Genomic DNA, 2,028 nt, shown 5'->3' on the forward strand with positions numbered 1-2,028 from the left:
GGTTGAATTAACCACTGCGCCAAAGTTAATGGATCAGTTGCGAGAGGCTTTGCGCTCGCGTCATTATAGCCACCGTACTGAAAAAACCTACTGCAGTTGGGTTAAGCGATTTATTTATTTTCATAACGTTCGCCATCCGGCGGAGATGGCAGAGCCAGAGATAAACGCCTTCCTGACGCACTTGGCCGTCAAGGAGAAAGTGAGTTCATCTACTCAGAACCAGGCATTATCAGCGCTTCTATTCCTCTACTGAAATGTTATTGGTCATAAAGTTGGAGATTTGGGCGAAGTGGTACGTGCCCGCAAGCCTAAGCGGTTGCCCGTGGTTATGACGCGTGAAGAGGTGAAAGCTGTTCTCGGCCAATTAAAGGGGGATAAATGGCTCATGGCCTCACTGATGTACGGGGCAGGTCTGCGCCTCATGGAATGTTTGTGCTTGCGTGTTCAGGACATTGATTTCTCTCGCAATGAAATCACCGTTCGCGATGGTAAAGGCGGCAAAGATCGTGTCACGATGCTGCCAGAATCGCTCAAGGCCGCGCTACAAGAACATCTCAAGCGGGTCAAAGCCGTTCACGAACGCGATCTGGCCGACGGCTGGGGCCGTGTGATTTTGCCCGATGCCTTGGATAGGAAATATTCTAATGCCACGAAGGAATGGCGCTGGCAATGGGTCTTTCCCCAAGATAACCGCTGGAAGAACATAAAGACCGACGAAGAGGGACGGCATCATGTTCAATATTATTTGGGAGCCAGTGTGTTATGACGCTAATTCGGGAGTTAAAGGTGTTATGAAGAAACCATATAAAGTATGTTAGAGCGAACTCTGGAGGATGCGTGCACAAGCGCGGGCATGGCCATCGAGTGCTGTCTGGCCTGGCTATCGCCGCGGCTATCGCCCTGACGACCGTCCTGGTGGGCTGCTCCGTGGGATCGCCCGACGCATCAGTCGACAGAACGGATGCAGAGGCGGTGCCCCGGGCCTACTTCGATGCATGGGAGCGCGGGGACTGGGAGGCTCAGTGGTCCTACATGGCCCCCATGTACGCTGACAGCGTGCCAGAACCCGTTTCGTCGCTTGAGGTTCTCGAGATCACGCTCGATGAGGAGCCTGGCGCCACCCGTCGCGCGTTCTCGGTGTCCTTCGAGATCGTGGTCAGGGGCGGCGGTGTCACCATGACGACCGATCGCTACGACTGGATGTACGAGTTCACCTGGGATGAGGAGCGCTCATCTTGGATCATCACGAACTGCGGCTGGGGATAGGTCGCTCTAACAAGCGCATCGAGCAGAACGCCACAGCGGTAGACTGACATGAGAAGCGCATATGCGTCTGCTCATGCGCTCCACATTATACGGCATTGCCTCGAAGGAGGTGAACGCGATGAACCAATCAACGGTGGTTAAAACTACCATCCTTGTCGCCGTCCTCATCATCACCAATGCCCTGCTCGGCGTGGTTTGCGGCCGGGTTTATCGCCAATATGAGGCTTTGTTCTCGCCAGGTCCGGAGCTGTTGAACTTGGCGATTTGGGTTTTTGGGACCATTGCCCTAGTCGTTATGGCAGCCGGCTTACTGGTGGCACTGGTGCGTCCCTTCTGGGTGATCATTGTTGCCTTTGCCTTGTCCGTGCTGGCGTTGATCCTTGCGTGGGAGATAAGCATCATGTCACTGGCTTTAGGGCTTGTTTATCTTGTTCTGGCGACAGTGTACGCACGCTCTGTCGTCGGGGAACTGAATGACCGAACCAATTTCTCGGTGCGCCCCATCAAGGAAGGGCAGAGGGGCTTGGTGATGGCGCTCATACTACTGGTCAGTATCAGTTTTGGTTTGGGCTACAGAGAGGATGCGATGCGTCGCGGGTTCATCTTCCCGCCGGCATACACGCAGATTGTCGAGGACATCGTTTTCCCCCGCTTACAGGCCCAGATTGAAAGCCAGAGTGAGATGAGGCCGGAGGAGAAGGCCGCCGCACTGGAGAAAGCCAAGCAGGAATTCGAGCAATCTTGGGTGGGCATGGAAACGAT

General features: G+C 54.6%; 2 protein-coding genes and 1 pseudogene. All 3 read left to right on the plus strand.

Going from position 1 to position 2,028, the window contains the following annotated elements:
• Window positions 1–28: 28 nt before the first annotated feature.
• Window positions 29–730 (plus strand): annotated as a pseudogene (locus QME66_13560) (integron integrase).
• A gap of 107 nt (window positions 731–837) precedes the next feature.
• Window positions 838–1,266: a hypothetical protein gene (locus tag QME66_13565; protein ID MDI6809973.1), complete on the plus strand. Its 429-nt coding sequence runs from the start codon at window positions 838–840 to the stop codon at window positions 1,264–1,266.
• 61 nt (window positions 1,267–1,327) lie between these two features.
• Window positions 1,328–2,028: hypothetical protein (locus QME66_13570; GenBank protein MDI6809974.1), on the plus strand; the 701-nt coding region annotated here is incomplete at its 3' end.

It is taken from the genome of Candidatus Eisenbacteria bacterium, from assembly GCA_030017955.1.
Lineage (GTDB): Bacteria > Eisenbacteria > RBG-16-71-46 > JASEGR01 > JASEGR01 > JASEGR01.